The organism is Paenibacillus sp. FSL H3-0333 (assembly GCF_038002805.1).
Classification (GTDB): domain Bacteria; phylum Bacillota; class Bacilli; order Paenibacillales; family Paenibacillaceae; genus Paenibacillus_AQ; species Paenibacillus_AQ silagei.
In genome coordinates, this window is the sequence record NZ_JBBODG010000001.1 from 6777509 (window position 1) to 6804210 (window position 26702).

Here is a 26702-nt window from a genome sequence, read left to right on the forward strand (position 1 = left end):
CAATTCGTTAAAGCTGTAAAATGTGACGATTAGGCATTCCCGCGGATCATTGCCGTTACTCCTGTCCGGGACAGCTCCTTAATGCCATAAGGCTTCAGCAGCTCAATCATTGCATCAATTTTGGTGGTTTCTCCGACTACCTGCACCAGCAGGCTTGCCGTACCGATATCTACTACCGAGGCACGGAAGGTCTCGACTACGCCCATAATCTCAGGCCGCTCAGAGGGCTCAGCCTTGACCTTAATGAGCGCCAGCTCACGGGCAACCATAGGCTTTGAACCCAGATCAACTACCTTAATTACATCAATCAGCTTGTAGAGCTGCTTCTCAATCTGCTCCAGAGTATGCTGATCACCTAACGTTACAATAACCATCCGGGACAATCCGACCTCTTCGGATTGCCCAACAGTAATACTCTCAATATTGAACCCCCGGCGGCCGAATAATCCGGATACCCGCTGCAGCACGCCAGGCTGGTCATTCACAAGCACAGCAATCGTATGTCTCATCACTGTTATTCATCCCCCATCAGCATTTGATCAATGGTAGACCCTTGGGTTACCATCGGGTAGACATTCTCGTCTTTGGGGACAACGAATTCTACCAGGACAGGTCCAGGTGTTTCCATGGCTTCTTTCCAGGCGGCGCTGGCTTCTTCCTTGTTCGTTGCCCGCAGGCCCTTCACACCGTAAGCCTCAGCCAGCTTCACAAAGTCCGGGCTGCCGGCCAGATCGGTATAGCTGTAACGCTTCTCATAGATCAGGTTCTGCCACTGACGGACCATTCCGAGTACCTGATTGTTGATCACAACGATCTTGACCGGAATCTTATTGATCGCACAGATCGCAAGCTCCTGGGAACACATCTGCATGCCGCCGTCACCATTAATGGAGACTACGAGCCGCTGCGGATGGGCCATTTGCGCCCCGATCGCTGACGGGAATCCAAAGCCCATTGTTCCAAGGCCCCCCGAAGTAATCCATGAACGCGGATGGTTGAACTTGTAATATTGAGCAGCCCACATCTGATGCTGGCCTACGTCAGTCGTCACAATAGCTTCACCTTTGGTGGTGTCATTGATCATCTGGATGACCCACTGCGGCTTCAGCTCCGTCTCCGAATCCTTGTACCGGTACGGCTGGTCCAGCTTCCACTGGGCAATCTGTGTTCTCCAGGCATCGGCCTTCGAGGCACGCTTCACATCCGGGATCAGCATTTCCAGAACCGTCTTAACATCGCCCACAATAGGAATATCAGTTGCTACATTCTTGCCGATCTCGGCCGGATCAATATCGATATGCACGATCTTCGCTTTGGGAGCGAAGCCGTCCAGCTTACCGGTTACGCGGTCATCGAACCGGGCACCGATGTTAATCAGCAGATCGCATTGCTGAATGGCATTATTGGCTGTGTATGTGCCGTGCATTCCCGGCATTCCCATCCACAACTCTTCGCCGCTCGGGTAACACCCCAGTCCCAGCAATGTAGTAGTAATTGGAATCTCCGTGCGCTTCACGAATTCATACATGGACTCATGCGCTCCAGAGTAGATGACTCCGCCGCCTGCAATAATAATCGGACGCTCCGCCGCCTCAATAGCCTTCACCAGCTTATCGAGCTGCAGCTTATTGGGAACCGTGCGCGGATTGTAGCCGCGAAGGTTAACTCCCTGGTGTTCTGCCGGAGTGAACAATGTCATCGCCGCCGATACATCCTTCGGAATATCGATCAGTACCGGACCTTTACGTCCCGTATTCGCAATATGGAAGGCTTCATGAATAATGCGCGGCAGATCCTCAACATCCCGCACCAGATAGCTGTGCTTCGTAATCGGCATCGTTATCCCGGTAATATCCGCTTCCTGAAAAGCATCTGTGCCAATCAGGCTGGAGAATACGTTACCGGTAATGACCACCAGCGGAACCGAATCCATAAAAGCTGTAGCGATTCCGGTTACCAGATTGGTTGCCCCGGGGCCTGAAGTGGCAATACATACGCCCACTTTACCGCTCGCTCTTGCGTACCCGTCAGCCGCATGGATCGCTCCCTGCTCATGGCGTGTCAGAATATGATTGAAATCGTCGAATCCATAAAGAGCATCATAGATATAGAGTACAGCCCCGCCGGGATATCCAAATACAGTATCTACACCTTCCAGTACAAGACTGCGCAGGAGGACTTCGGAACCCGAAACCACCTCTGGATTTTTCCATTTCTCACGTAACTGCTCTATCGACCGCACTTCTTCCGGTAATTGCGCGCTCATCAGTATTCCTCCCTTCGATCGTTCACATGCATTATTCAAATGACAGGACGTCAGTATCCAACCTTTAATATTAGCGAACAGGCTTAAATCTTTCCTGTTTCAACAAAAAAACCTTTCGCCTCCCACGCGCAGAAGAAGCGCGTGAGGGACGAAAGGTTTAGCTTCCGTGGTACCACCCATGTTTGCATAACATCTCACGATGATATGCCTTATCAGGTATACAAAAATCCATCGATGTAGGCAGGGCCCAAATCTTCGTAACCTGAAGTCCCTAACGCGGACCAAACGATTCCCCCTAATAATTCCACCGCTCCTGCTGGTGGACCTTTCAGGGAAACAGCTCCGAGGTGAGCTCGTATATAAGGGATTCTGGTGGAGGTTGCAGCAATTCCTCTCACTCTCTGAACAAAAGAGCCCTTAAAACTTCGTCCTCATCATTGCCGATACATGTATGCTCGTTAAATGTTTAGACACATTATATGATTCCTCACACGGTTAGTCAATACCCATCTGCGGGTTATACATTAAATTGTTCATAAAATCTTGTTCTATTCTTGCCGGAACGCCCACACCGCCCGGGGCATATGATGTACGACAATGCGTGGAAAGGGGGCAATATTTATGATTCGTTACCGCAGACCCAGGCAGGATGACACGATTATTTATGACTTAATTGAAAAGCAGCTTGTCCCGTTATCCCATCTTCCGCAGACAATCATTAATCAGGTCAGGAAGGATCTGCCCCGCCGCCTGGGACAGGGAGTCACACTTGTTGCTTGTCCCGACTACGACAGTGATCCGCTGGGGTTCGTACATTTTCTGCTGCATGGCGATTTATTATACATTGATATGCTCGCCATTGCCCCGGATGCAAGGCGTAAGCGATACGGAAATATGCTTATGGACAGGGCGGAGCGGTTTGCACTATCCCGTGCATGCCACAGAGCAAAGGTCTCTGTAGATACCGGAAATACCGCCGGTCTGAACTTTTATGAAAAACTGGGCTACAGCGTAGCCCGTTATCAACCGCAAAACTACTGCTATGAGCTTGAGAAACAGTTCCGCTGATAAAGCAGCAAGTTATATGGCTTAAAAGAATCCGATCGGCGGAATTCCATAACCAGGACCTGGGCCGTAGCCGCCATAAGGGCCGGGAACAGGACCATGGCCATAACCATAACCGCCCCCGTAAGGAGCACCGCCATACCCGTAGCCTCCGCCATAACCGTAAGGAGCCGTACCAATGGCCAGCAAATCAAACAATACGAGCGGAATCAGTGCCTTGGTTTGTACTTTTTTACCACTGATACGCTGCAGAATCAACCGGTTGCCTGAGATGCGGATAAGTTTGCCCGTCACTTTGGACCCGTCTTTTTTTACCGCCACGATATGTTTGCCTATCAGCTTGATCACTTGTTGCTTCGTAACCGGGTGTGCCATAATATCCCTCCTGTAGTTGTTTCTTAACACTCTATTCGCCTCACCCGGTATTTGCCTGTACATCTGCCCGCCTCCGGGCTGAAAATATCCGCAGCTGCTGCCTGCAATGATTACAAAATCCCCCACAAAGCGGGGCTTTAGCTTCGATGATGACTCAGGTACTTTGCGGGGACCCCAAAACATATGAATTCTTATCTATCAAAAAAAGCGCATTCCCGGAAATCCGGAAATGCGCTCTGTTCTGTTCTGTTAAGCTCTGGAATTGGTATATCGATAGCCTTAGCGTTTGCTCGGATCGTAAGGTTCACCAAGCGCCTTAGGTGCCGAAGAACGGCCCACAGCACTCACCAGAACGATAATGGTTAACACATAAGGAATCATGAAGATGAATTCCTGCGGAATGCTCTTGGACCATTCAAACAGCTGGACATAGTTGCGGATCGCCTGGGAGAAGCCGAAGAATACCGCAGCACCGAAGGCACCAAGCGGATTCCACTTCCCGAAGATCATCGCAGCAATGGCAATGAAGCCTTGTCCCGAGATCGTATTGTGCGCAAACGTACCTGTAGTAGTCAAGGTAATGGTGGCTCCGCCGATACCCGCCAGCAGTCCGCTCAGCATGACGCCGATATATCTCATCTTGTTGACATTGACACCCAGGGTATCAGCCGCACTCGGATGTTCACCGACTGCGCGCAGACGGAGTCCAAACGGAGTTTTGAACAGGATGAAATAAATGACAATGACTAAGATAATCGCCAGATAAGTGGTTGGATAGGAGTTAAATATCCCCTCGCCGATAACCGGAATCTTAGAGAGCCCGGGAATCGCCACTTTGCTGAATCCGTCGATCAGCGGAGTTTCGCCTGATCCTTCGAAGAACAGCTTAACCATGTACAATGTGCTGCCTGCGGCCAGGAAGTTAATAACCGTACCGCTTATCGTCTGGTCAGCCTTGAAGGTAATCGCAGCCACTGCATGGATCAGTGAACCGATTACTCCGACAGCCATGGCACAAAGCACCCCGACCCAAGGGGCCCATTCGCCCATGCCTGCATCTTGAGCATAGTAGCCACCTACGGCAGCTGCAAAGGCACCAAACATCATTAAGCCTTCAAGTCCGATGTTCACGACGCCGGATCGTTCAGAGAAGATGCCGCCGAGGGAGGCAAATATTAGCGCTGTGGAAAAAACAAGCGTCGTATTGAGCAGTTGGCCTAAGACTACGAAGTCCATCTATAACACCTTCTCTTTCTTGCGCTTGAAGTAAAACGGTTTGAGCACCCAGCGTACAATGCCTTGCGCAGCAATGAAGAATATGATCGAACCGATTACAATACGGATCAGCTCCGGAGGCACATCCGCACCGAAGCTCATGCCTGCCGAACCGTACGTCAGCGTGCCGTATAGAATAGCAGCGAGAATGACACCCAGCGGATGGGTCAGTCCAAGCAGGGCAACAGCGATACCGTCAAATCCATAACCAGGTGAAGCTGCAAATACGGATTGATAATGGAATACACCCAGTACTTCACCAGCGCCTGCGAGACCTGCGAACACGCCGCTGATGAACATTGCCTTCACCACATTGCGTCCGACATTCATTCCTGCATATTCGGCAGCATGCGGGTTCAAGCCTACTGCACGCATTTCGTAGCCCTGCTTGGTCTTCCAGAGATAGACATAGAAGAAAGTTGCTGCCGCCAGGGCAATCACGGTTCCCCAGTGCAAGCGGGCATTATCAAAGGTGGAGAAGAGGAAGGTCATGGATAGAGAAGCCGGATTATCCTCCGACCGGTTCTGCCCTTGCAGAAGCAGGAACGTCCGGACAATATAATTCGACAGGAAGAGCGCAATCCAGTTCAACATGATCGTTGTGATAACTTCATTAATTCCGCGCTTGGCCTTCAGATATCCGGCAATACCGGCCCAAAGTCCGCCGCATACAGCAGCTGCAATGACCGCAAGCGGAACTAACAGGAAAGCCGGCAATACCCCTCCGAGCTTAATGCCAACAACAGACGCAGCCGTCATTCCGATCATTACCTGCCCGTCCGCACCAATGTTGAACATCCCTGAGCGGAAGGCAAAGGCTACAGCCAGACCCGTCAGCATAAGCGGAGTCATCTCGCGGATCGCCTCACCGAAATCATACGGGCTGCCGAACACGCGCTTGAACAGCGCAGAATAAGCCGCAATAGGATCATAACCGCCAATCAGCATGACGATAGCACCTACAAGGAAACCCATCAGAATTGCTACAAGAGGAATTATGTAGCTGTCTGTTGCGAATATTTTCCGGAGTCTAGACATCCGCATGACCTCCCCGCTTCAAACTGCCCGCCATCATCAGACCCAGCTCCTGGTCATTCGTATCCTGCGGGAATACCTCTCCGACAATCTGCCCTTCATAAATAACGGCAATCCGGTCGGACACATTCATAATTTCATCCAGCTCAAATGAAATCAGCAGTACAGCCTTGCCTTGGTCACGCTGCGCAATCAGCTGCTTCTGCACAAATTCAATGGCTCCGACATCCAAACCGCGCGTTGGCTGAGCGGCAATCAGAAGAGTCGGATTCTTGTCTATTTCCCGCGCAATAATCGCTTTTTGTTGATTACCGCCGGATAAGGAGCGGGCTTTGTTCTCTATGGAAGGTGTGCGCACATCGAATTGTCTGACCAGATCTTCGGCATGCTTGTTAATCACATCTGTGTTCAAGAACCCGTTCTGGTTATATGGACTCTTATAATACGTCTCCAGAACCATGTTCTCGCTCACGGTGAAGTCCAGCACCAGACCATGCTTGTGACGGTCCTCCGGAATATGGGAGACATTCATTTCAGATACCTTGCGCGGTGACAGATTGGCAATCTCCTTGCCGGAGACCTGGATCGAACCTGAGTCAATCTTGCGCAGTCCGGTAATGGCCTGAATCAGCTCACTCTGGCCGTTACCGTCCACTCCGGCGATTCCGAGAATCTCCCCCGCCTTAACCTCGAAGCTCAGGCCGTTCAGCACAGGCACGCCATCCTTGCTCTTGCTGCTGACGTTAGACAGCTTCAGAATGCTCTCGCCAATATGCGGCGGCTGCTTGTCCACTTTGAAGGTTACCCCGCGTCCGACCATCTTCTCAGCCAGCTCGTTAGGATTGGTCTCGGCGGTCTTCACCGTATCAATTACCTTACCACGCCGGATAATGGTGACACGGTCGGAAATCTGCATGATTTCTTTCAGCTTATGTGTGATCAGAATAATGGATTTACCTTCTGCAACGAGCCGCTTCATAATCGCCATCAGTTCTGTAATCTCCTGCGGCGTAAGTACAGCGGTAGGCTCGTCGAATATAAGTATATCCGCTCCGCGGTACAGGGTTTTCATAATTTCTACCCGTTGCTGCATGCCTACCGAAATGTCATGAATTTTGGCATTTGGATTGACTTGGAGCCCGTACTGCTCAGATAGCTTACGAACCTGCTCCGCAGCGGATTTATAGTCAATTTTAAGACCTTTCTTCGGTTCCATGCCCAGAACAATATTCTCGGTGACCGTAAAAGGATCAACAAGCTTGAAATGCTGGTGAACCATCCCAATGCCAAGCTCAATAGCTTTATTGGGGTTATCAATAATAACCGGTTTCCCGTCGATTTCGATGCTGCCTTCATCGGGCTGGTACAGTCCGAATACGATATTCATCAAGGTTGATTTGCCTGCCCCGTTCTCACCAAGCAACGCATGAATCTCCCCTTTTTCCAGCGTCAGACTAATAGAGTCGTTCGCAACGATACCGGGAAAGCGTTTTGTGATTTGCTTCAACTCTACGACAGGAGCCGCAGCACTCATGGAATCACCCTCATCACAGAATATATATAATATTGCCTTTTAGACACGGCTGTACCGCCCCACACAAGGACGGTACAGTTGTGATTGTCTATAACAGATGCCGACAGAGAACAAGGCCAGTACTTGAACCGGCCCTGCTTTGTCGTTATGTTAAATCGGTTAAAGCTGATGCAATGAATTACTCGGAAGGAACAACAATTGTTCCATCAATGATTTGTTTGCTGTATTCGTCAACCTTAGCCAGAATATCAGCGGTAACATTGGCTTTGGATGTTTCAGGAAGGCCTACGCCGTTGTCTTTCAGACTAAGAACGGTTGTAGTGCCGCCTTTGAATGTTCCGTCAACAACCTGCTGGGAAACCTTCTTAACCGCTTCGTCAACACGTTTGATCATGGAAGTCAGCGTTACATCATCACCAAATTCCAGAGACTGGTCTTTGTCAACGCCAATAACCCATACTTTGCTGCCGCCGGCTTTGTTGCGGGATTTGGCTTCATTGAATACACCGTTGCCTGTTGCACCTGCAGCAGGGAAGATGATGTCGTTGCCATCATTATACAATGTTGCCGCCAAAGATTTACCGGTATCCGGCTTATCATAAGCACCTGCATAAGTGATCTTTACTGTAGCATTAGGGTTAACCGCTTCTACGCCAGCTTTGAAGCCCACTTCGAAACGTTTGATAACCGGGCTTTCCATACCGCCGATGAAACCTACTTTGTTGGTTTTGGTTGTCAGACCAGCAACAACACCCACCAGGAAGGATCCTTCATTCTCGGCAAAGGTTACAGATTCAACGTTAGGAGCGTCCACTACACTGTCGATGATCGCAAGGTTAGCATTCGGGTTCTCTTTGGCAACCTTCAGTACAGCATCGCCAAGGTCGAAGCCGATTCCCCAAGTGAGGTCATAGCCGCCTTTAACGAACTGGTTAAGGTTAGGCTCATAGTCTGCATTGGATTTACTCTGCAGGTATTTGATCTCAGCGCCGAATTCCTTCTCCATAGCCTCCAGTGCTTCCCAGGAAGACTGGTTAAAGGACTTATCGTTTACTCCGCCTACGTCAGTTACTAGACCCAGTTTGACAGCCTTAGGAGCGTCAGTTGCTGCTGGTGCTTCTGTGGCAGCTGCGTCTGTTGGTGCAGTAGTTGCTGTTCCAGCATTGGAGCCGGAATTAGCGCTGTTATTGTTACCGCAACCTGCCAGAATGACAGTGAAGGCCATAACCATAACCAAAGATAGTTGGTAAAACTTCTTCATCGAAAGTGATCCCCCTTAGTAAATTGGATGTCTTCTGTGTTCTGCTTTGGACATACCATTAGTACAAATTATACCTGCAAAAAAAGCTAAAATCCAGTCTATTAATGACCTCAGGTCAATAATAATTTGCATTTTTCAACAAGAAATCGCTTACCTTGACACGGGCTGTTATTTCTGTGTCCGTTATATGTTAGAAAACCTCAAAATGTAGCTTCTGGCTCCAAGTGCATTAACATTATTATTGCACAGGGAAGGCTTTTCTATTATCATGTATGATTACATCTTGTACGCAAAGGGAGTTACTGAAAATGGAACAAGAACACACACCACAAGCTGCACCCGACTTCAAATACTGTCATGAATCCCGCGTATTCAAAACCGGCCGCGTCTTCCCGAATGATGTGAACAATCACAAGACACTGTTCGGCGGCAAGCTCATGAGCACCATCGATGAAGTGGCCTCCATCTCGGCCATGCGCCACTGCCGGGTCAACGTAGTAACGGCATCCGCTGACTCTGTCGACTTCCTCCTGCCGATCCGGCCGACGGATTCCGTCTGCTTCGAATCCTTTGTCTCCTGGACGGGCCGCACCAGCATTGAGGTATTCGTCAAGATTATCTCCGAGAATCTCTACACAGGCGAACGCGCCGTTGCCGCAACTTCCTTCCTGACCTTCGTAGCTATGAATGAAGACGGCACTACAGCCCCTGTTCCGGCCATCGTGGCCCAGACCGACGAAGAGAAGCTGATCTGCCAGTCTGCTGACGAGCGGTCTGCGCTGCGCAAGCTGAGACGCTCCAGCAGCAAGAAACTCGCTTCGCTGCTTAGCACAACGAAATACTGGGAATAGCTGTCCATCCGGCGGTTCCCACCGCGCAAAAAAAGCACCGTCACACGGGAGAACCCGCAGGCGGTGCTTTTCGGTTTATAGCGTCTTACGCGTTGATCTTCTCTTTGGCAACAACAGCCAGGGAGTTGAAGGCGTTCAGATCATTCACTGCCAGATCAGCCAGCATCTTACGGTTCACTTCTACACCAGCCAATTTCAGGCCGTATACAAGCTTGCTGTAAGACAGACCGTTCAAACGGGCTGCAGCATTGATACGAACGATCCACAGTCTGCGGAAGTTACGTTTCGTCTGACGACGGTCACGGTATGCGTAAACCATCGATTTCATTACTTGCTCTTTAGCTGTTTTGAAAATGCGGTGCTTGGAACCGAAGTAACCCTTTGCCAGCTTCAATACTTTTTTATGTCTACGACGAACTACAAATCCGCCTTTAACTCTTGCCATATTAATAAACCTCCCAAAAATGTGTGATTAACTATTTCAAGTTAGCGAGTCCTTGTTTCAAACGTCTTACATCCCCAGGGGCCATTACCGGATTGCCGTTCAATACGCGTTTTGCACGTTTCGATTTGTGGGACAGCAAGTGGTTCTTGTGAGCTTTGTAACGCAATACTTTACCAGTTCCAGTGATCTTGAAGCGGCCTTTCAGGCTGCTATGTGTTTTCATTTTAGGCATGGTGTTTCCTCCTTGAATATTATGCGGCGCCAAATTGCTATGCAAGTGACTCCAGGATTATTGGGGCTTCGGAGCCAGAATCATAATCATGCTGCGGCCTTCCAGCTTAGGCTGGCGCTCTACAACAGCAATTTCTTCTACTTCGCTCTTCACGCGCTCCAGGATCTTCTGGCCGATACTAGCGTGGGTAATCTCACGGCCGCGGAAACGGACAGAGCACTTCACTTTATCGCCTTCGCCCAGGAACTTGATTACATTGCGGAACTTGGTCTGATAATCATGTTCCTCAATGTTTGCACGGAACCAGACTTCCTTGAGATCCACGATCTTCTGGTTCTTGCGGGCTTCCTTCTCTTTCTTCTGCGTTTCATAACGGAACTTGCCGTAATCCATGATGCGGCATACCGGCGGCTTCGCCTGCGGTGCTACGTTGACTAAATCCAGATTAAGATCGATCGCCATTTGTAACGCCTCGCGGATCGGCTTGATCCCGATTTGTTCACCCTCTGCTCCGACCAGCCGAACCTCTTTGGCACGAATTTCATCATTGATCATATGTTCCTTACTGATAATCCTCCACCTCCGAATAATTTTCAGATAATATATTACGGTTCTCCATAAAAAAGGGATGCCGGTAATTCCCCGACACCCCGTTTGATCAACGTTCATGAATTGTAACCATTCATAAAGCATTGAGATCAAAACCAGCAGGCTGTTAGCCTGTCAGGTGAGAAGCCGGTGCTTCTGCTTGCAATCCCTATGTTTTGCACACTTGAATACTATACATCATCAGACTGAAGATGTCAACATCCTCTGAAATTATTAATTTACAGTGCGGATTATGAAACCTGCTTGCTCTGCACTTCCTCCAGCCGGACTACGCGCGTATGCTTGGTATGACTCCACTGCTTGTTGTTCTGCGTGAAGAACGCATAGAACGTAATAGGATACCACGAGAGCAGATAGACCGGGAACACCAGCAGGTACAGATAGACCTTCTTGAACTTCACCCGCTCCAGCGCCATAGCCAGCAGGAAGGTCAGAATGTTCGCCCCTACGGCAAAGTACCCGAGCCACAGCGGCAGATGTCCGTAAATATTCGCAATATGCGGACCGCCAAACACAGCATTATCCACAAACATTACGGCAGTCATCAGGAACGTAAGCAACACAATGTATACGTTCGCTCCATACAGTGCCAGGTCGAACTTCGTCAGGCTGCGTTCCTTGATCCCCTGCCACAGCAGCGGGAAGAAGTAACGGCGGGCTACGGTGAAATGACCCTGCATCCAGCGCAGACGCTGTCTGGAGGAAGCCTTGAAGGTAAGCGGCTTCTCATCGAATACTTTGGCATCATAATTAAATCTTGGATATACGCCCTTGGAGGCGCTGCGCATGGTGAATTCCAAATCCTCAACCAGACTGGTTGCGCCCCAGCCCATTTCCTTCAGCAGGTTCGTCTCGAAGCACATGCCTGTTCCGCCGAGGAAGTTAGCCATCTTCAGATTATGGCGCGACAGCTGCCACAGCCGGTTGATGTACCAGTAGGATACGCCGTAAGCAGCCGTGATCCAGGAATCCTCCGGATTCTTCGTATCAATGTAGCCTTGAATGACCCGTCCGCCTGAACACAGATCGTTGTTCATCTCTGTCAGGAACTCTGTATGTGCGAGGTTGTCGGCATCGAACATGACTACAGCGTCGTACTGGCGGGGCAGCGCCCACAGCTCCTTCAGCATCCACTCGATGGCATAGCCTTTACCGCGCAGGTTGCTGTTGGTACGTACACAGGCATTCATGCCGTGCTCCCGCACGATCGCAGCGGTATTATCCGTACAGTTGTCACAGATGACAAATACATCGTACAGTTCCTGGGGATAATTAAGCTGCTTCAGGTTCTCCATCAGAGCGCCAACCACTTCTTCCTCGTTGTGTGCGGCGACCAGTACGGCAAATGACTTTTGCGGCGCATGCCTAACCTTGTTCTTCTTCTTGCGCAGTCCAAACAGCGAAAATGCAAACTGATAAACTGCGATTGCCGCCAAGATCACTTGGAGCGTAACAAACAATGCGTCTGTCATGATCTTTAGATGCCCCCTTTTTCCAAATCTTGATGTTTTTTCTCTTTCTCTCTCTAACTTGCTAACGTTCTATCTGACCCTTTTGTTGCATCCCTTACTGTAGACAAGAATTTCCCCTTAGTTCCGGGCAGGATTCCGAATTGTGTTATGTCCCGTTTCACAAGATATGAATATGGATTCCAGTGTACTGGCTGGCTCCTTATTTCTCTGTTACCTTATAAACGCGATCTTCCTGCTTGAATCATTGTAGTCGCTTTGGGGCTCACAAGTCAAAAGAGACATTTTTCGAGCGGACCCGAGCTTTTTCTTGAACGGGCTACCTTAAAAAAGTATGATAAAGACAGCTTCAGGCCGTGAAATCTGCTGCTTAAGCTGCGCCAGAACTCTTTTAGCCGGACTATCGGAGGGACATGATATGAGACCTTTATTCAAGAAACTGCATCTCCTGGAGCAGCGGGTGTTTCAATGGATTAACGGACGGATGCACAATCCGTTTCTGAACTTCTGGCTCTTCTACCTCACTCATCTCGGAGGTGCAACAAGCGCGATCGGCATCAATCTCCTGGTCTGGGCAGTGTGCCCGCAGCCATGGAGAACTACAGGACTTCAGGCACTGGTCGCGCTGGCGATAAGCCATGTACCCGTCGCTATCGCCAAAAAGCTCTACCCGCGCCTGCGGCCCTATCTGGCCCTGCCGGACACCAATACGTTCCGCAATCCGCTTAAGGATCATTCTTTTCCTTCAGGCCATACGACCGCTATCTTCGCCTCAACGGTTCCTTATATGATAGCCTTTCCTGTCCTGACTGCGGTCCTGCTTCCTCTGGCCTGCACAGTCGGCTTCTCCCGGATCTACCTCGGGCTGCATTATCCATCTGATGTCCTCGCAGGAGCGGTCATTGGGTCAGGAGTCGCAGCCGGTACGCTTGCCCTCTGGATATGATGCCTAAGGGGCGCCGGCCGGTCAATACCTCTAGGGAACAGGTGAACTATACATTGCGCAAAAAAAGAATATTATTGCTGTCAGAGGGCTTCGGTGCCGGGCATACCCAGGCTGCATATGCGCTGTCGAGCAGCCTGCGGAAGCTGTCTCCGGAGGTGCAGACCAAGGTGCTGGAGCTGGGGAGCTTCCTGAATCCCAAGGTGGCCCCGCTCATTGTCTCGGCATACCGCAAGACGGTTACCTCCCAGCCCCGGCTGATGGGCTATGTGTACCGTCACCAGAAATCATTCAATCGTCTTACCACACTTGCCCTGCACCGCTTGTTTTATACGCATGCCCAAAATATTGTGAAGCAGCTGAAGCCGGACATTATCGTCTGTACCCACTTCATTCCCGGTGCTGTTATCTCACGCCTGAAGCGGCTTCACCCGTCGCTGAAGGCTCCGCTGATTACGGTCATTACAGATTATGACGCCCATGCCAGCTGGATCAGCCCGCAGGTGGACCGCTATCTGGTATCCACCCCTGAGGTCAAGGCGAAACTGCGCCGCCGGGGCGTTGCCGCCTTCAAGATCCGGGTAACCGGCATTCCTGTCCACCCGAGCTTCTGGGAGCAGCACGGCCGGGAAGACATTCAAGAGCAGTTCAAGCTGCTTGGTGTTCCGACGGTCATGGTCATGGGCGGTGGATGGGGCATGATGAATGACGAAGTAGTGAATGCGGCTCTGGCCGGATGGCGGGACAAGGTGCAGATTGTGTTCTGCCTCGGCCAGAATGACAAGCTGCTGCAGGAGATGATGCAAGACCCGCGGTTCAGGCATCCCAACATCCGGCTGCTGGGCTTCACCCGGGAGATTGACAAGCTGATGGAGGTGTCCGACCTGCTGGTCACCAAGCCGGGCGGCATGACCTGCAGCGAAGGCTTGGCCAAGGGCATTCCGATGCTCTTTCACTCTCCGCTGCCGGGCCAGGAAGAAGAGAACTGCCGGTACTTCACTGCCGCCGGACTGGGAGAGCCGATCAGCTCCCTCGATGTAGTTGACCGGTGGATGGAGCGGCTGCTGAATGATTACGGAAATGTCCGTGCGGCGCGCAAGGCCCATCTGGAGGCCATCTCCAGGTACAACCCGCTGCAAAGCGCCCAAAGCATTATTGATATGCTGGATAAACCGCGCGCAGAACATGGACAGTAGAGAACCAGGTTAGAACGCAAAAGGCAGTCCGGTATGAATGAACCGGACTGCCTTTTGCTGTAATTGCCGGTAATGCAGCCTAGAGGCGGTACTTGTCCAGACGGGTGGCCTGATATTGCTTCAGCGCCTCATCTCCGACAATTGCCTCGCAGCGGTGAATGTTCACGCCCCGTCCATAGAACTTGGTCTCGTATTCGGTCATTACATGCTCTTCGTTGATCACGCCGCCCTCATGCAGGTCAAGCGAAATATTCTTCATCTGCAGGCCATAGTCCGCAAAGGCATTAAGCGAGAATTCAAACAGGCTGCGGGAATCCGTCTTCAAATGGATCTCGCCGAGCGGACTGAGCAGTCCGCGGTATTTATCCAGAAAACGCGGATGCGTCAGACGGCGGCGGGCATGCTTGCTTTTCGGCCAGGGATCACTGAAGTTGAGAAAAATCCGTTCCAGCTCCCCTGGAGCGAACACTTCCTCCGCGTAATCGATATTGGCCAGGGCCACTCTCACGTTCGGCGGTGTCTCTTCTCCTGCCGGCTCCCATACATTCCGGGCCTTCTCGGCTGCGCGCCGCACCAGCTCGTCATACATATCCACGCCGATGAAATTAATCTCCGGATATTTGAAGCTCATTTGACTGATAAACTGTCCCTTGCCCATTCCGAACTCCACATGAATCGGATGATCATTCCCGAACAATTCGGACCAGCGCCCCTTCAGGCTGCGTGGTTCCAGGATGACCAGATCGGTCTGCTCCTCAAGACTTTCACGTATTCCTTTTCTTCCACGTAAACGCATAGGTACTCCTCCGCTTATCTCTTTATTGCCTTATCTGTGAATAGGATAAATGCCACTTGCAATATTGTGCCGAACTTACCGGCAAAAGTAAAGGGATTTCAGCAAAAGAAAAGGAACCTCCATCCCGCCCCTGTTGGACTGGTCGAAAGTTCCGTGCGTGTTGTATCTGTAATACCGGCCCGCCGTTCAGCGGACTGCCATTTATTTATCGAACTCGAAGGTCTTCTCGAACGCATTGCGGATCTTCCGCTGCGCTTCTGTCTTGATCTTGTGGTTGCCGTTGAATTCTACGCCTGTCAGGGCGAGAGCTTCATCGGGAGTCAGCTGCACATCAATCGAACCTTTGTTATCAGCAAATACCGTTGGAGAATTCATCGTTATCACCTCTAAGGTTTAGTATGGACCGGACGACACGAAATTATGAATTCAAGCATAAGATTGTGGTTGCTGCAGCGGCTTTTTTAACACTTTAAATATAACATAATGTGTAAGCATTTTCAAGCCGAATGGCGGTAATTCACAGCCTATTTTTAGTTTTTTTTCGGCGGATTTCCGGGAGGGATTGTTACGTTCATCACGGATTTTTGATACAATGGGAAGGTTAATGAAAGGAGCTGCACATGTCTAATCTTCAACAAGCCTCCTCTCCGCTTCTGTGGGGGGATAAACGGTTCCATACCTGGAACTACGAAATGCGCGGGCAGATGGATACCAAGGTGTTCAAGGTCATGCTCGATGCGGGCTTCACCTGTCCGAACCGTGACGGTTCCATCGCCAAAGGAGGCTGTACATTCTGCAGTGCCAGAGGGTCAGGCGATTTCGCCGGAAGCCGCCGGGATGATCTGGTCACCCAGTTCAACCATATCCGCGACCGCCAGCATCAGAAATGGCCGAATGCCAAATATATCGGCTATTTCCAGGCCTATACCAATACGTATGCTCCTGTCGAGGAGCTAAGGGAATATTATGAAGTCATTTTGCAGCAGCCCGGGGTTGTCGGCCTCGCCATTGCCACCCGCCCCGACTGCCTGCCGGATGATGTAGTGGAGTATCTCGCGGAGTTGAACCAGCGCACCTATCTATGGGTGGAAATGGGGCTTCAGACCATTCATCAGTCCACTTCGGATCTGATTAACCGCGCGCATGATACCGCCTGCTATACTGAAGCTGTTGCGAAGCTCCGCCGTCACGGCATCCGGGTGTGTACCCATATCATTCACGGTCTTCCGCAGGAAACGCATGAGATGATGCTGGAGACTGTAGCTGCTGTAGCGAATATGGGAGTTCAGGGGATCAAAATCCACCTGCTTCATCTCATGCGCAAAACGCCGATGGTGAAGCAGTATGAAGCCGGGCTGCTGCGGTTCCTGGAGCAGGATGAATATGTGAAGCTCATTGCCGACTCGCTGGAAATTCTGCCGCCGGACATGATCGTCCACCGCTTGACCGGCGATGCCCCGCGCGATGCTTTGATCGGCCCGATGTGGAGCCTCAAGAAGTGGGAAGTGCTGAATGCCATTGACCAGGAGCTGGTTGCCAGGGACACCTGGCAGGGTAAGTACTGGAGGAAGGGCTGATGGGCTTCCTGTCTGTCCTTAGCTTCGCCCATAAGCTGACCGCTGAGCGGCTCTCGCCCGGCGGAAGGGCTATCGACGCCACCGTGGGGACCGGCGCCGACACTCTGTTCCTCGCCAAGGCGGCCGGGCCGCGCGGCGGGGTGTACGGGTTCGACATCCAGCCGCAGGCGCTGGCTCTTGCCGGCGAGCGCCTGCGGCTGGCCCGGGAGGAAGCGCCTGCTGCGCTGGCTCCCGTGACGCTGCTGCTGCAGAGCCATGCAGCCATGGCTGAAGCCGTTCCGCCCGCTTGGCGCGGAACGGTCTCGGCGGTGATGTTCAACCTCGGCTATCTGCCCGCAGGCGATGCCGATAAGACCATCATCACCGAGCCGGGAAGCACGCTGGCCGCGCTGGAGGCGGCGCTTGCGCTGCTCCGCCCGGGCGGGATCATCACGGCCGTGCTGTATCCCGGCCACGAAGGCGGCGGCCGCGAAGCCGCCGCTGTCGAAGCCTGGGCCGCCCGACTGGCCCAGCAGGACGCGCAGACCATCGTGTACCGCCAGCTTCAGCGAGAGTCTGCCCCGTATGTTGTAGCTGTAGAGAAGAAAAAAAGCTGATTAGAGATTGCAATCGCCCAGTTTTCGCAGCGATTGTATTTTCCCGGGACACCATCATCGGGTTGACAGCCCGGGACAAGACAAATCACCAATTCTATTATCAGGAAGGAAGATGTTGTAATGACGAAACCATATCCTCTGAAATTTCAGCCGGAATTCAAAGAACGTGTCTGGGGAGGCCGGGCGCTGGAGAAATTCGGCCTGGATCTGCCCGAAGGCCATATCGGCGAAGGCTGGATGATTGCCGATCATCCGAACGGCACCTCCTCTGTAGTCAACGGCGAGCTGGCCGGACAAGGCCTGGATGCCATCCGTGAGCAGTTCGGGCACGAGTGGTTCGGCAGCAAGGGCATCACGGAGGAAGGCGGAAGATTCCCGCTGCTGATCAAGCTGCTGGATTGCAACGATAACCTCTCTGTACAGGTGCACCCTACGGATGATTATGCCGGACTTCCCAAGGGAGAGCTGGGCAAAACCGAAATGTGGTACGTGCTGGACGCCAAGCCAGGCGCCAAAATCATCTACGGCCTGAAGGAAGGCGTCACCCGCGAGATGCTGAAGGACGCGCTGGAGAACGGAACGGTGATGGACAGCCTGCAGGAAGTGACTGTAGCTGCCGGTGACTCCTTCTATATTCCTGCCGGGACTGTACACGCCTTGTGTGCAGGTGTCGTTGTAGCGGAGATCCAGCAGAACTCTGACACTACATACCGGATTTACGATTACGACCGTCCGGGTCTGGACGGGAAGCCGCGCGAGCTGCATATCGAGGATTCCCTGAATGTTACTGCCTATGAAGGCGCAGGCGCGACTTCGATGAAGACCGATGGTGCAGTGGCCGGTGAATGGCTGCAGATTGCCTCCTCCCCTTATTTTATCGTGGAAAAAGGTCTGGTGTCCGGCGAATGGCAGCTCGCCACCACCGATGACAGCTTCACCATTCTGGTGGTCTGCGAAGGCAGCGGCCACCTGATCTGGGACGGCGGCTCCCAGCCATACGCAGCGGGCGAATGCTATCTGCTTCCTTCCAGCCTGGGCGCTTACAGTATTGAAGGACAATCTACAGTGCTGCGCTCTTATCTGCCTTAAGCAGCCGGACTGCGTCACTTGGATCAGAAGCAACAGGTACTCTTTACGCTAGGAATGCTGAATTTTACTTTCAGGAGGACAGGCGATGACTGAGAACACTTTTACCATGACTGATCCCTTAGATGTCAAAATCCATGTCTATGAATGGCTGCCGGACGCGGAAACGGAGATCCGGGGGATTGTGCAGATAGCACACGGGATGTGTGAGACGGCTGCGCGGTATGCCCGGTTCGCCTCGGCGCTCACCGCAGCCGGTTATGCCGTGTATGCCAATGACCACCGGGGGCATGGGCTTACCGCCGGCAGAGTCAACCTGCTTGGTGACAGCGGGGAGAACGGCTTCTACTGGATGCGGCGCAATCTGTTGCAGCTTGCGGGAGTTGCCTGCTCCCGGCATGAACATGCCCCGATCTACCTGTTCGCGCACAGCATGGGTTCGTTTCTGGCTCAGAAGCTCATGTGCGAAGAGGGGCATGAGATTTACAGCGGCTTCATCCTCAGCGGCACCAATGGTCCCCGGAGCATGCTGCGGCTGGCAGAATCCTTGTCGGCTATGCAGTTAAGGCTGCAGGGCGACCATCACCGCAGTGTACTGCTGAATGGCATTGTTTTCGGCGCTTATAACCGGTCCTTCTCTCCGGTCCGCACAGCTTTTGACTGGCTCAGCAGTGACCCGGAGGAGGTAGATAAGTTCATTGCAGACCCGTACTGCGGGGCGATCTGCACCACCCGCTTCTTCCGGGACTTCTTCCATTTGCTGCGTGAGCTTCATACCAGGTCCACTCTTCAGTACCTATGCAGCGACAAGCCGGTCTATCTGTTCGCGGGGGAGAAGGACCCTGTGGGGATGAACGGTCAAGGGGTGATGCGTCTGGCTGAGTTATACCGGAAGCAGGGGCTTCAGGATGTAGAATGCAAGCTGTATCCGGGAGGCCGGCATGAGATGCTGAATGAGGTCAACCGGGACGAGGTCACGGCCGATGTGCTGGACTGGCTCGCCCGCCACCTGCCTGCCGGGTCCATGCGGCTTCAGCCTACGGCGGATTAGCCTATTGATGCAGACGCACGTACTGGTCTGGTGCTGACGTTGGTCTGATGCTTACGGTGGTGTAGCACAGTGCAGACCTATGTCGCCACTGCGCTGTGATCCGCAGGTACGTTACAAAAAGAGAGGCACTCCGCTGGGTAGCGGAGTGCCTCTCTTTCGATTATTTTGCCGTAGCGGCTGTATAGCGTCCTCTGCGGTAATGTTTAACCGTAGCAGTTAGTTAAGCTCTGTGGTAATTCTCACCTTAGCTGTAACGTAAGGTCTGCCGCTGATCCTGCAGTAGCAATTGTTGTACTTTTTGCAGGAACTCCACCCTATCGGCACCGTCACAGGAGCAAATGTTGCACTTTTTGCATTATTTTCAACAAATTAACGCTCTTAGAAGCACCAGTTGTTGCATTCTGTGCAGGATTTCGCCATATTGACGCTCCAGAAGCAGCGAATGTTGTAATTTATGCAGGATTTCCAGGCTTCTTCTCAGGCCTCACTTACCGCTTAAGCTCCACTTACCGCGCCAAAACCCAAATTTTCACCTCAGGTATTAACAGTAACTCTACGAGGACCCTTTATTCACGCTCTAAATAACCTGCCAGTCTCCCGGCTAAATCTTGCTTATACGCCGGAAGATCATACGAAGAATTATTGACTTTAATCTTGTGCATATTTATGCGGTTATATATAATTTCTTCCAATTTCAGTCTGGCCTCAAGAACCTTCAGAGTTCCTTTTAAGCCCTGGTGCCCCTGTCTTAAGCCATACCCCTGTTTGGTGTAATAGTCAATGAACCCCTCCGACCACTCCAGGGGTCTTTCGCGGACTGCTTTTCGGAAAGAATTCTCCAGATCGTCCTGTTCAATATACATCAGCAGCGGATTCAATCCGGCCGTGATGGTCTCCAGCTCCAACGTGTAGCTTATAATGTCTTCCTCAGCTGCACCATGCTTAATCATCCCCATAGTTACTGGGTTCTGGATAAAACAGCAATCGAACACATACGTGTCCGCCCCCTGCAAGGCCTTCTGCGCGAACTGCCTCCATCTTGCTGTAATCAGCTCCCTGTTCTGCGCGAACGGCAATTCATACACATCGTTCCGGGCAAAAATATCCGTCCCTTCCTTTGGAACCCGGGAACTGTGTTCATTTAGGATTTTCCGGTATTCCACCAGGTAATGGCTGTTATGAACAGTTGTCCGCGGACTTAATATATATCTTGAATCGGCCCACATCCCCAGCAGCTCATCGTACTCTGCCTCCGTAAGACAAGCGACACCATCATAATCCGCCGGATGATCCAAATTCCCCTCCAGGAATAGCTGTGCTTTAGTGCCCGACTCCGCAAGAATGTCATAAATCAGCTGCGCCGTGGTGGATTTCCCGAAGCCGGGTAAGCCCTCGATTAAAATCAATTTAGGTTGCATATAGTAGTTCCCCCATTCACAATTTAGGAGGATAAGCAGATAAGAAGCCATTGAGATGCGGTGTCCCGGCAACAAAAAAAGATACCCTAAGGTATCCGCAGAAGTGTCGGTCTATGAACCAAACTTACCCTGCATACCCTGTAAGATTAAAAAAGACATGCCGAATAGCATAGTGTTCTGCACTATTACTGGCATTCTTCCGGTTAATTAATCCTTACAGAGTAATCCACATGATAAGGTATATGCTCCTTTATTTGCATCTCATGACTGATCGTAACACTTAGGATGTGTAAATACAATTAGGTGTTGTGAAAGACCAAGAGACCACCTTAAGCTCCGGCCATTTACTCTTCCATTTCTGCGTTTTGGTACGATATACCTCTTCGGTGATCAGCGCTTTGTTGGGCCGCAGAACCAGTTGAAACAAATCCTCCAGACCAAATGGAGCATAAATCTTCCATTCACCGTTCAGCTCAAGTTTTGCTCCCAGTGAGGTTACTGTAGTCGGCCAGCTGTCGATTGCAGCTTCCAGGGAGAGGTAGGGGTTGATCTCCACACCGAACTTCTGCGGATACCACAGATGAACCCGAGCCTGATTTTTGAGATCGACCGGGATAGCAATATCCTTAAAAAGCTCCCTGCCCTTAGCAACCATCGCATCCTCAGCAGCATAACTCAAATCGGCCGCATCATAGTAAATAATATCGATGTCACTAATTCCGTACCCCGGCGCTCGCCCGGTAAGCTCATTCCACACCGTTTGCACCAAGCATCCTGCACCTATGTAGTAAGGGAACGGGGCCAAACCTTGGGCACGCTTGAAAATATCCATTAGCAATGTATCGCGGGTGAATAGCTCCGTAAGACGATTATACATTTCATAGCAACTATCCATCGCCCAGATCCCCCACACTCCCGCTAGACAGCCCGTACTGCAAAATCAGCTGCGTTCCCTTGCTCCCGCTGCGCCGCAGGCCGTGATCCTGAAATCCGGCGCGGAGATATAGCTGACTGGCGGCGGTATTGCGTTCATTCACAGCCAGCACCATCTGTCGGGCTTCAGGGTAGTGACGGCGGATAAAATCCGGCAGCAGTGCCATCGCTGCTTTGGCGAACCCGCGGCCCTGGCTGGCGTAGTCCATCAGGAAAGCCCGGAGCAGAACTGCCCCTTCGTAGTCCTGGTAGAAATTCGAAATGCCTTCACCTGTATGAAGGATGAAGAAGCCCACCGCTCGTTCTTCGTGAGCAATAACCACTCCGGCTTTACCGGCATCCTCCCTGAGGTCCTGAAGCGTCTCCTCCGGCAGCCGAGTGAACTGCGCCTGCTCTGCCGGAAGCTGGAAGCTCAGTAACTGATCCCTGAATGTCTGCTCATGCCGATCCTTGTACATAAACAAGGATATGTGCTGATCCTGACTCATCTGTACGTCCTCCAATTGGTAACGGATAGATTAGCGCGATTACATTTGGTCCACGCACCCACGCGGCGCCGAATGTGGTCGGTTTTTCGATTACATTTGGCCTACGTGCCCACGCGGCGACGAATGTGGTCGATTTTTCGATTACATTTAGCCCACACGCCCACGCAGCATCGAACGTGGTCGGTTTTTCGATTACATTTGGCCTACGTGCCCACGCGGCGACGAATGTGGTCGATTTTTCGATTACATTTGGTCCACGCACCCACGCGGTGCCGAATGTGGTCGGTTTTTCGCACACATCAGCGCATGTCCGGTGCAACCAGGGTCCCTAACCTATAGAGGCAGCGAATAATACTGCGCCCGCTGGCTCTCGTCCTGCTGATACAGGACGACCAGCAGCGTGCGGCCGTCGCCTGCACCAGGGTGCGGATCGTTAAGGGCCACCGCTGGCACACCACCGGCCACCGCTGCCACAGAACGCAGCAGATCTGCCTCAGCAGCGGCCACGCCGCCCGCTCCAGCTCCCCCGCGTTCTGCCGGAGCCGCTGCTGTAACCGCCGCGTGTAGTTCCCGGCCGTCCCCGTTCCCGGCATCAGCACCGGCTTCAGCTTGGGCACCCGCCTCAGCGCCAAGCTCCCCGTCATAGCGCAGCCCGCTGATCGATTCCAGCACCGGATCGAGCCGGAATGGCAGCTCGTCGAGCACGATGAACTTCTGGAGCTCCCGCTCGCTAAGCCCGGCCTCCGCCAGCTTGGCCGAGATCAGCTCCGGCTGACTGGCGATCTGCTTCAGGTGCTTTGCCCACTCCGCTTTATCAAGCACATCCTCCCACCAGATCTTGCGGGGCTTGTACTTGTGGGCGAGGAAGTAGTCCAGCTTCATCAGGCCGGTGACAATATCCATAGAGGCCGTGCCCCGTTCCGTCAGGAAGTTATGCAGCCGGGTGAACAGATCCTCCAGCTGATGCCCGATCTTCTGCCAGCCCCGCTCTTCCCAATAGTCGCCGAACTCCTGGAAGAAGTCGAACGGGGACGGGAACACATGGCGGATCAGGTACTTGACCGAATGAGCCAGCCGCTGGCTGTTCCAGTACTTCTCCAGCACATCCTCCAGACGCTTGAGCCGGATGATATCGGCGAACGGCATGACATGGCTGCTGAGAATCTCGTACGGCGCATGCTCCATGTACGTGTAGTCATATTTGGCTGCCTGGGCGCGCAGCCCGGTGCCGCGCAGCATTTTGAGGAACCCTAATTGCAGCTCCTCCGGCTCCATGGCAAAGACGTCATTGAAGGTCTTGCGGAAGGTGTCGTAATCCTCCATTGGCAATCCGGCGATCAGATCGAGATGCTGGTCGATGTTGCCGCTGGCCTTGATCTTCATCACAGTGCGCGACAGCTTGGTGAAGTTCTGGCGGCGCTTGACCAGCTCATTCGTCTCGTCATTCGTGGACTGGACGCCGATCTCGAAGCGGAAGACGCCCGGAGGGGCGTTCTGCGCCAGGAAATCCAGCACCTCGGGACGCATAATATCGGCGGTAATCTCGAACTGGAACACGCAGCCCTGATGGTTGTCGATCAGGAACTGGAACATCTCCATCGCATAATTGCGGTTGATATTGAACGTGCGGTCCAGGAACTTGATCACCTTGGCTCCGCCCTCAATCAGATAGAGCAGATCAGACTTCACCCGTTCGATATCATAATAACGCACGCCCACCTCAATGCTGGACAGGCAGAATTGGCAGTTGAAGGGACAGCCCCGGCTCGTCTCAAAATACACAATCCGCTTGCTCAGCTCCGGCAGATCCTCCGCGAAGCGGTGCGGGGTCGGCAGGGTGTTAAGATCGCTTTTGGGACGGGGAGGGTTAACGATCAGCTCTTCGCCCTTGCGGTAAGCCGCACCGTATACGAAATGGTACTTATGTTCATCCCGGATCTCCTGCAGCAGATGGTGGAAGGTCTCTTCCCCGTCACCGTTCACGACAAAGTCCACTCCGGCCTCCCGCTTCATCCAGTAGAGCGGCTCATAGGATACCTCCGGCCCGCCCAGCACAATCTTGACCTCCGGCATGACCTGCTTGAGAATACCGACCAGCTTGATGGTCTCCTCGATGTTCCAGATGTAACAGGAGAAGCCAATCACATCCGGCTGCTTCTGAAAAAGGTCAGACACGATGTTCATCGCGGGATCTTTGATGGTATATTCCGCCAAAAGGATATCCTTGAACTCATGCTCGCTATACGCCTTCAGCAGCCGGATCGCAAGCGACGTGTGAATATATTTGGCATTTAATGTGGCCAGGATGATTCTCATGCCTTATAACCTTCTTTACATGTCATTTTGAAAAAACTCCAGGAAGGCCTTGCCGTACTTCCGGTACTTCACTTCCCCGACACCCTTCACCCTCAGCATCTCCGCTTCCGTCTGCGGACAGACCACGCTCATCTCGCGCAGCGTTGCATCATTGAAAATGATGTACGACGGCACATGCTCGCGCCCCGCCAGCTCGCGGCGGATCAGGCGCAGCTGCTCGAACACCGTCTCGTTGACCGCAGACGGCGAAGTATCGCGCGAACGGCTGCGGTCCCGCGTGCCGGAGGTGACCAGCGTGCGGGCCACGCGCTGATGCACCTGGCGCTGGCCGCGCAGCACCTCGGCTGCCAGCGGCTGCAGCCGGACCACCGGATACTGGCCTTCGGACAAGGCCAGATATCCTTCCGAGATCAGCATATTGATGATCTCGGTAATCTCCTTCTCGCTGCGGCTGGACATAGCGCCGTGAGTCGGCAGCTTCTCGAAGCCGTATTGCAGCACCTTCTGGTTACGTGAGCCCTTCAGCACGGATGAGACCAGCGCCACGCCGTAACGCTCCCGCATCCGGTGGATGCAGGAGAAGATCTTCTGCGCTTCAACGGTGATATCGACCAGCTCACGCTCGTCGGTACAGGAGCTGCAGATCCCGCAGTGATCATCGTCATGACTCTCGCCGAAATAGTCGAGCTGCGCACTGCGCAGGCAGCGGGTGGTATAGCAGTATTCAATCATCTGCTGGAGCTTGCGGTATTCGTTGGCTTTACGTTCCGGGTCCTGCGGGTTCTGCTCAATCAGGAATTTCTGGGTCATGATATCCTGCGCACTGAACAGCAGGATACAATCGCTCGGCTCCCCGTCACGCCCGGCACGGCCCGCCTCTTGAACATAGGCCTCCATGTTCTTCGGCATATTGTAATGGATGACATAACGCACGTTAGACTTGTCGATCCCCATCCCGAAGGCATTCGTGGCGACCATGACGCGGATATCGTCATAGAGGAAGCCTTCCTGGCTGTCCGCCCGCTCCTGGTCGTTCATTCCGGCATGATAGCGCCCGGCGGTGATTCCTGCGGCCTGGAGGCGCTGATAGAGATCATCCACCTCCTTGCGGGTGGCGGCATACACGATGCCCGGCTGATGGGCATGCTGAGCCGCGTAATCCAGCACGAACTCGCGCTTGTTCTCTCCGCGCAGCACGGACATCGCCAGGTTGTCGCGGCCAAGTCCGGTCATGAAGACGCCCGGCTCGCGCAGGCGCAGCAGCCGGACCATATCCTCCATGACCTCTGGGGTAGCCGTAGCGGTGAAGGCCGCCAGAATCGGACGCTGCGGCAGCTGCTCCACGAACGGGGAGACCGCCAGATAACTGGTGCGGAAGTCATGGCCCCACTGCGAGACGCAGTGGGCCTCATCGACAGCCACGCAGGAGATGTTCAGTCCCGCCATTTCCAGGCGGAACCAGTCCAGCTCCAGACGCTCGGGAGCTACATAGAGCAGCTTCAAGTCGCCGCGGCGGGCCGCGCGGATGCGCTCATTCACTTCCTTGCCGCTCAGGGTGCTGTTGATATAAGCAGCGGGAATCCCTGCGGTCGTCAGAGCATCCACCTGATCCTTCATCAGGGAGATCAGCGGTGAGACGACCAGGGTAAGCCCCGGCTGCAGCAGCGCCGGAACCTGATAGCAGATGGACTTACCGCCTCCGGTAGGCAGAATGCCCAGCGTATCGCGGCCTTCCAGCAGATTGTTCACAATTTTTTTCTGGCCGTCCCGGAAATCGGGATAACCGTAATATTTTTGCAGCTCGGCCTGGGCCTGCTCCATTAATGATCCTTGCATCTCCATATCTCTTCAAACTCCTTAAGGCTTTCTACCTTTTAGTTTACCG

The 26702-nt window shown here is 52.7% G+C and carries 26 protein-coding genes; 8 read left to right on the top strand and 18 right to left on the bottom strand.

Annotation, left to right across the window (positions count from 1 at the left end; all coding sequences use genetic code 11):
• Positions 1 to 29 precede the first annotated feature (29 nt).
• Positions 30 to 509: an acetolactate synthase small subunit gene (gene ilvN, locus MHH78_RS29560; RefSeq protein ID WP_036727931.1), complete on the bottom strand. Its 480-nt coding sequence runs from the start codon at positions 507 to 509 to the stop codon at positions 30 to 32.
• Positions 510 to 514: 5 nt separating this feature from the next.
• On the bottom strand, positions 515 to 2266 hold the full coding sequence (gene ilvB, locus MHH78_RS29565) for a biosynthetic-type acetolactate synthase large subunit (protein WP_036727670.1): 1752 nt from the start codon (positions 2264 to 2266) through the stop codon (positions 515 to 517).
• A 621-nt stretch (positions 2267 to 2887) separates the two neighbouring features.
• On the opposite strand from ilvB, the gene MHH78_RS29570 reads away from it, so the two are divergent.
• The gene (locus MHH78_RS29570) at positions 2888 to 3334 is read left to right on the top strand and encodes a GNAT family N-acetyltransferase (RefSeq protein ID WP_036727669.1); all 447 of its coding nucleotides are present in this window, start codon (positions 2888 to 2890) and stop codon (positions 3332 to 3334) included.
• Positions 3335 to 3355: 21 nt separating this feature from the next.
• Here the strand turns inward: MHH78_RS29570 and MHH78_RS29575 are convergent, their stop codons facing one another.
• The 5 genes from MHH78_RS29575 to MHH78_RS29595 form a co-directional block, all read right to left on the bottom strand.
• Complete coding sequence (locus MHH78_RS29575; protein WP_036727667.1) at positions 3356 to 3706, bottom strand: hypothetical protein; 351 nt, start codon at positions 3704 to 3706, stop codon at positions 3356 to 3358.
• Between the two features lie 279 nt (positions 3707 to 3985).
• Positions 3986 to 4942 carry an ABC transporter permease gene (locus MHH78_RS29580; protein WP_036727665.1) on the bottom strand — a complete coding sequence of 319 codons (957 nt, stop codon included), beginning with the start codon at positions 4940 to 4942 and terminating at the stop codon, positions 3986 to 3988.
• Positions 4943 to 6019, bottom strand: coding sequence for an ABC transporter permease (locus MHH78_RS29585; RefSeq protein ID WP_036727664.1), 1077 nt, complete (start codon positions 6017 to 6019; stop codon positions 4943 to 4945). It abuts the gene before it with no gap.
• The gene (locus MHH78_RS29590; protein WP_340943285.1) at positions 6012 to 7550 is read right to left on the bottom strand and encodes an ABC transporter ATP-binding protein; all 1539 of its coding nucleotides are present in this window, start codon (positions 7548 to 7550) and stop codon (positions 6012 to 6014) included. The genes MHH78_RS29585 and MHH78_RS29590 overlap by 8 nt, the downstream gene beginning before the upstream one ends.
• A 178-nt stretch (positions 7551 to 7728) precedes the next feature.
• Entirely contained in the window at positions 7729 to 8811 is a 1083-nt protein-coding gene (locus MHH78_RS29595; protein ID WP_340978840.1) for a BMP family lipoprotein, read from the bottom strand.
• Positions 8812 to 9119: 308 nt separating this feature from the next.
• Between MHH78_RS29595 and MHH78_RS29600 the strand changes: the two genes are divergently transcribed.
• Positions 9120 to 9662: an acyl-CoA thioesterase gene (locus MHH78_RS29600; protein WP_036696107.1), complete on the top strand. Its 543-nt coding sequence runs from the start codon at positions 9120 to 9122 to the stop codon at positions 9660 to 9662.
• Positions 9663 to 9747: 85 nt separating this feature from the next.
• On the opposite strand, the gene rplT is transcribed toward MHH78_RS29600, so the two are convergent.
• The 4 genes from rplT to MHH78_RS29620 form a co-directional block, all read right to left on the bottom strand.
• Complete coding sequence (gene rplT, locus MHH78_RS29605) at positions 9748 to 10107, bottom strand: 50S ribosomal protein L20 (RefSeq protein ID WP_036649386.1); 360 nt, start codon at positions 10105 to 10107, stop codon at positions 9748 to 9750.
• Positions 10108 to 10138: 31 nt separating this feature from the next.
• Positions 10139 to 10339 (bottom strand): 50S ribosomal protein L35, encoded by a 201-nt coding sequence (gene rpmI / locus MHH78_RS29610; protein ID WP_036696104.1) that lies wholly within the window; start codon positions 10337 to 10339, stop codon positions 10139 to 10141.
• A gap of 57 nt (positions 10340 to 10396) precedes the next feature.
• Entirely contained in the window at positions 10397 to 10894 is a 498-nt protein-coding gene (gene infC, locus MHH78_RS29615) for a translation initiation factor IF-3 (protein ID WP_036696103.1), read from the bottom strand.
• A gap of 284 nt (positions 10895 to 11178) precedes the next feature.
• Positions 11179 to 12420, bottom strand: a complete 1242-nt coding sequence (locus MHH78_RS29620; RefSeq protein ID WP_036727659.1) for a glycosyltransferase family 2 protein — start codon at positions 12418 to 12420, stop codon at positions 11179 to 11181.
• A 415-nt stretch (positions 12421 to 12835) separates the two neighbouring features.
• Between MHH78_RS29620 and MHH78_RS29625 the strand changes: the two genes are divergently transcribed.
• Together MHH78_RS29625 and MHH78_RS29630 are read left to right on the top strand one after the other, a co-directional pair.
• A complete protein-coding gene (locus MHH78_RS29625; protein WP_076081835.1) occupies positions 12836 to 13363 on the top strand; it encodes a phosphatase PAP2 family protein in 528 nt (175 codons plus the stop codon).
• 53 nt (positions 13364 to 13416) lie between these two features.
• Positions 13417 to 14556: an MGDG synthase family glycosyltransferase gene (locus MHH78_RS29630; RefSeq protein WP_076081881.1), complete on the top strand. Its 1140-nt coding sequence runs from the start codon at positions 13417 to 13419 to the stop codon at positions 14554 to 14556.
• 79 nt (positions 14557 to 14635) lie between these two features.
• Here the strand turns inward: MHH78_RS29630 and trmB are convergent, their stop codons facing one another.
• A complete protein-coding gene (gene trmB / locus MHH78_RS29635; protein WP_036727654.1) occupies positions 14636 to 15352 on the bottom strand; it encodes a tRNA (guanosine(46)-N7)-methyltransferase TrmB in 717 nt (238 codons plus the stop codon).
• 201 nt (positions 15353 to 15553) lie between these two features.
• Positions 15554 to 15727: a hypothetical protein gene (locus tag MHH78_RS29640; protein ID WP_179090500.1), complete on the bottom strand. Its 174-nt coding sequence runs from the start codon at positions 15725 to 15727 to the stop codon at positions 15554 to 15556.
• A gap of 245 nt (positions 15728 to 15972) precedes the next feature.
• Between MHH78_RS29640 and MHH78_RS29645 the strand changes: the two genes are divergently transcribed.
• The 4 genes from MHH78_RS29645 to MHH78_RS29660 all read left to right on the top strand — a co-directional run bounded on the left by MHH78_RS29645 (position 15973) and on the right by MHH78_RS29660 (position 19662).
• The gene (locus MHH78_RS29645) at positions 15973 to 16929 is read left to right on the top strand and encodes a TIGR01212 family radical SAM protein (RefSeq protein WP_036696094.1); all 957 of its coding nucleotides are present in this window, start codon (positions 15973 to 15975) and stop codon (positions 16927 to 16929) included.
• Positions 16929 to 17525, top strand: a complete 597-nt coding sequence (locus tag MHH78_RS29650) for a tRNA (mnm(5)s(2)U34)-methyltransferase (protein ID WP_341169767.1) — start codon at positions 16929 to 16931, stop codon at positions 17523 to 17525. Before MHH78_RS29645 ends, MHH78_RS29650 begins: the two co-directional genes overlap by 1 nt.
• A 120-nt stretch (positions 17526 to 17645) precedes the next feature.
• Complete coding sequence (locus MHH78_RS29655) at positions 17646 to 18614, top strand: type I phosphomannose isomerase catalytic subunit (RefSeq protein ID WP_341169768.1); 969 nt, start codon at positions 17646 to 17648, stop codon at positions 18612 to 18614.
• 85 nt (positions 18615 to 18699) lie between these two features.
• A complete protein-coding gene (locus tag MHH78_RS29660) occupies positions 18700 to 19662 on the top strand; it encodes an alpha/beta hydrolase (RefSeq protein WP_341169769.1) in 963 nt (320 codons plus the stop codon).
• 566 nt (positions 19663 to 20228) lie between these two features.
• On the opposite strand, the gene MHH78_RS29665 is transcribed toward MHH78_RS29660, so the two are convergent.
• The 5 genes from MHH78_RS29665 to recQ all read right to left on the bottom strand — a co-directional run bounded on the left by MHH78_RS29665 (position 20229) and on the right by recQ (position 26659).
• Complete coding sequence (locus MHH78_RS29665; protein WP_341169770.1) at positions 20229 to 21080, bottom strand: hypothetical protein; 852 nt, start codon at positions 21078 to 21080, stop codon at positions 20229 to 20231.
• A 280-nt stretch (positions 21081 to 21360) separates the two neighbouring features.
• Positions 21361 to 21975, bottom strand: coding sequence for a nucleotidyltransferase family protein (locus MHH78_RS29670; RefSeq protein ID WP_341169771.1), 615 nt, complete (start codon positions 21973 to 21975; stop codon positions 21361 to 21363).
• The gene (locus tag MHH78_RS29675; RefSeq protein ID WP_341169772.1) at positions 21968 to 22501 is read right to left on the bottom strand and encodes a GNAT family N-acetyltransferase; all 534 of its coding nucleotides are present in this window, start codon (positions 22499 to 22501) and stop codon (positions 21968 to 21970) included. Before MHH78_RS29675 ends, MHH78_RS29670 begins: the two co-directional genes overlap by 8 nt.
• A 333-nt stretch (positions 22502 to 22834) precedes the next feature.
• The gene (locus tag MHH78_RS29680) at positions 22835 to 24817 is read right to left on the bottom strand and encodes a B12-binding domain-containing radical SAM protein (RefSeq protein WP_341169773.1); all 1983 of its coding nucleotides are present in this window, start codon (positions 24815 to 24817) and stop codon (positions 22835 to 22837) included.
• Positions 24818 to 24832: 15 nt separating this feature from the next.
• A complete protein-coding gene (gene recQ / locus MHH78_RS29685; protein ID WP_036727639.1) occupies positions 24833 to 26659 on the bottom strand; it encodes a DNA helicase RecQ in 1827 nt (608 codons plus the stop codon).
• Between the last annotated feature and the right edge of the window lie 43 nt (positions 26660 to 26702).